At 30.8% G+C, this 3,736-nt stretch carries 5 protein-coding genes; all 5 read left to right on the top strand.

The features are described from left to right. The coding region (locus HN894_06760; GenBank protein MBT7143022.1) for a T9SS type A sorting domain-containing protein at nt 1–258 on the top strand (258 nt) is incomplete at its 5' end. Nucleotides 259–339: 81 nt separating this feature from the next. Then, nucleotides 340–513, top strand: coding sequence for a hypothetical protein (locus HN894_06755; GenBank protein ID MBT7143021.1), 174 nt, complete (start codon nt 340–342; stop codon nt 511–513). A gap of 212 nt (nt 514–725) precedes the next feature. Beyond that, nucleotides 726–2,687, top strand: a complete 1,962-nt coding sequence (locus HN894_06750) for a tetratricopeptide repeat protein (GenBank protein ID MBT7143020.1) — start codon at nt 726–728, stop codon at nt 2,685–2,687. A gap of 149 nt (nt 2,688–2,836) precedes the next feature. Beyond that, nucleotides 2,837–3,130, top strand: coding sequence for a hypothetical protein (locus HN894_06745; protein MBT7143019.1), 294 nt, complete (start codon nt 2,837–2,839; stop codon nt 3,128–3,130). Nucleotides 3,131–3,154: 24 nt separating this feature from the next. After that, nucleotides 3,155–3,736 (top strand): hypothetical protein (locus HN894_06740; GenBank protein ID MBT7143018.1); only part of this gene is annotated, 582 nt, incomplete at its 3' end.

The following is a 3,736-nucleotide window of genomic DNA, read 5'->3' as shown; positions in this document are numbered from 1 at the left end:
GACGATGAAACCAATTTTTCGGCTGAAAAGACTGAAACACAGATTTATTCATTCAGGAATTTTGTATATTTAAAAACACCGGCAGAAAAATATCAAGTCCGTGTTTTCGATATGCTTGGAAAACTAATAGTTGAAAAACAAATCGCCGGCAGCACTTTAAACAAAATTGAAATGCACACCGCCTCTGGAAATTACGTCATTCATCTGATTGGCGAAAAATCCATTTCAACTGAAAAAGTCTTCATTAACAATCCCTAATTTCCAATTGTTAATTATTAATTGTTAATTGTTAATTGTTAATTGTTAATTTCCAATTTCTAATTTCTAATCCCAAATCCCATGAAAAAACCATATTCCACTCCCAAAATTGAAACCATCATAATCGATACAGAAATTTCAATTGTAATGATGACTGTTCTACCTCCTGATCCTGATACAAAAATAGTGAATCAAGGATGGGAAAAAGAAAAGGAAAGAAGAGAAAAGGAAACTTTTTCTTCGCCATTTGAATAAAGGGATTTTAATTGTTGATTGATTATTGACGCTTTGAAGTCTCTCAGATGTTCAAAGGTCTTTATTCTACGAACATTGCAGAATATTCAAAGATTGTTATACCTTAATAGCAAAATAATCCCAGACTACTAAGAATATTCGTAGAATATCAACTTTTCATTCAAAATAATTGTATAATTGTATATTATAAATATTGTGTAATTGTTTGGTGTATGAAAAGGATATTTTTGATAATTTGTCTGGCGTTTTTATTTTCTTTTGTGAATGGAATAAATATTGACAGTCTGCTAAATTCGATGGCACAACTGCCTGAAATTGAGAAAATTAAAAAGCTTAATGATACTGCGTATTATTTTTCAAAAACTGATCCTACGATTTCAAAAAAAATTGCAATAAAAGCCTATGATTTGGCAATAATTTCAAAAAACAGAAAAGGAGTAGGCAAAGCATTAGGAAATATAGGTTTTTCGTTTTTCTACACTTATAAATTTGAAAATGCAATAGAATATCTTGATTCTGCATATCAAATATATTCCGAAATTGATGATAAATATTTGATGGGAAAAACAGCAAAAAATTCTTCAATGGCTTGTTTTTTCTTAGCAGAATATTCAAAAGCTCTAATGTATCTTGAAAAGGCAGAGAAGCATTTTAAAGATTGCAAAAGTGATGAAATATTACCTGCGGTTTATATGGATTTTGGAATGATAAAATTTAAACAGGGAGATTTTGAAGAAGCACTTCTATATTATTTTCGTTGCAACGAATATGAGATTGAGGATAATAAGAAAATAAAATTGAATAATCGTATTGGAACAACTTACTGGGCAATGGGAGATTACGATAAAGCTGTTGAATATCTATATAATTCTTTAGAAATAAGTGAAAAACTTGAGTATAAAAAAGGCATTTCAATCGCATTAAATAATATTGCGAATATTTTTATGGAGTGGGGCAATATGGACGAAGCTTTAAAATACCATTATAAAGGATTAGAACTCTCAAGAGAAATGTCAGATAGTATGCAAATAACTTCCGACCTGAATAATATTGCTGATATTTATTCAATTCAAACAAATTATGATACTGCATTGATATTTTACAATGAAGGATTATTGATTGCTGAAACGATTAACGATTACATAAAAGTAGCAACAATTCGTCATAATATGGCAAGCATTTTTGCTTTGAGAGGTCAAGACTCTTTAGCTCTAAAAAATTATTTTGATATATATGTGATTAGTCGAAAAATTGGAGACAAACGTATGATTGCAATTGCCTTAAGTAATATAGCTGCACAACATCAAGAAATGGGGAAAGTAAATGAAGCAAAAGATTATTTTCAAAAAGCCATTGAATTGTCTAAAGACATACAACTTCTTGATAATTTAAAACAATCATATAAAAAGCTTTCAGTTCTTGAAGAATATCTTGGCAATTTTGAAAGTGCCTTACAGAACTACAAGAAATATGATATATTGACCGACAGTTTGTTTAATGCCGAAAAATTGAACATTATTACAGATATCCAGACAAAATATGAAACTGAAAAGAAGAAAAAGGAAATTCTTCAATTAAAAAGTAAAACGCAAAAACAAAAAACATTTCAAAATTATCTATATATTGTGATTTCTTCGTTGTTTTTGATAACAATTTTACTTGTATTTTATTTTCGTCAGATTAGAAAAAATTTAAAACAAAAAAGACTATTTGCCGAAAAAGAAACAGAAAATCTAAAAAACAAGCTCGATTTCCGAAATAAAGAACTGGCAACCAACGCAATTCATCTGGTAAACCTGAACAATTTGTCGCAAACCATTATTGAAAAAACTAAAGAGTGTTTGTTACACACAAACAAAACAGGAAAAGAAAAACTAAACGAAATAATCAGGGAGATAGAATTTAACATACATCAAGATGCATGGAACGAATTTGAAACCCGATTTGAAAAAGTTCATAACGATTTCTTTATAAATCTCGACAAAAAACATTCGGGACTTACGCCTACCGAAATTAAAACCTGTGCATTCCTTCGCCTCAATATGTCGAGCAAAGATATTGCTGCACTAACTAACAAAAGTGTACGAACAGTTGAAAAACTTCGGACAAACATTCGCAAAAAAATGGAACTTAGCACAGAAACAAATCTTGTGAATTATTTGATGAAATTTTAGAGCCACGCTGTATAGCCACGCTGTAACGTGGCTTTACTGATAGTGCAGTAGTTTTTACGTAGTGAAAAACTACCTGACACTGAGTTTATACGTAGTGAAAAATTTTATTTTAGCTATCTTTCCAGCTTATTTTTGTGCTAAAAATTGCTATGGATAAAAAAGAAAATTTCGAGACAAAAAAAATAGAAGCCTTACTTGAAAAAATAAAACTAAAAAACCGGGCTTTGAAAAAACTAATAAACGAAATTGAGAAAAAACAAAAGAGCAAAATCCTTCAACTTATATTAATGATTTTTCTTACAGCAAATATATCTTTTGCACAAAAGCTAATAATTAGCGACGACGAAAACTTCATGCCCACCAGCACTAATGCCCTGCTCGAACTAAAACCCGGCAGCAACGACAAAAGCATGATGAATTATGAATTAACAATTAACAATTAAAATTATTAATATAAAACAAAAGAAATGAAAAAACTAACTTTATTATTTGCAGGACTATTGTTTTCGGCAGTAATTTTTGCACAAAATGTTGTAATAACCGATGATGATACATATACTGCTGACCCATCGGCTATGTTGGATGTAAAATCTACTAACAAAGGTATGCTGATACCACGTATCGATTTCGATGATAAACCGGCTTCACCGGCAACAGGTTTATTAATATATGTAAGCGCAAATGGGCCTTCCGGAAATAATGCTTTTTATTATTATTCCGGGACAGCATGGTTAAAACTTATTGTAGCAGATTCTGAAACCGACCCTGAATTTACTGCTTGGGATAAAACAACAGGCATAACAATAAGCGAAAGCCAAATAACAGATTTGCAAACATATCTAACCGCCGAAGTTGATGCTAGCATTACAAACGAAATACAAAACCTGACAGAAGTATTAGCAGAAAGCAATGACGGTGGAGCAGCTCAAGTAAAGAATATTTCTGACCCCATCGATGCCCAGGATGCAGCAACAAAGGCTTATGTTGATTTGTTAGAAGCACAAATTGAAGAATTACAATTTGTAGTAGGTATAAATCTAAAAGATATT

This window comes from Bacteroidota bacterium (genome assembly GCA_018692315.1).
GTDB lineage: Bacteria > Bacteroidota > Bacteroidia > Bacteroidales > JABHKC01 > JABHKC01.
This window is presented reverse-complemented; position numbering and strand designations above follow the sequence as displayed.

Coding starts and splice junctions, on each gene's coding strand:
- HN894_06755 (MBT7143021.1), top strand. CDS start 340: ATGAAAAAACCATATTCCACTCCCAAAATTGAAACCATCATAATCGAT.
- HN894_06750 (MBT7143020.1), top strand. CDS start 726: ATGAAAAGGATATTTTTGATAATTTGTCTGGCGTTTTTATTTTCTTTT.
- HN894_06745 (MBT7143019.1), top strand. CDS start 2,837: ATGGATAAAAAAGAAAATTTCGAGACAAAAAAAATAGAAGCCTTACTT.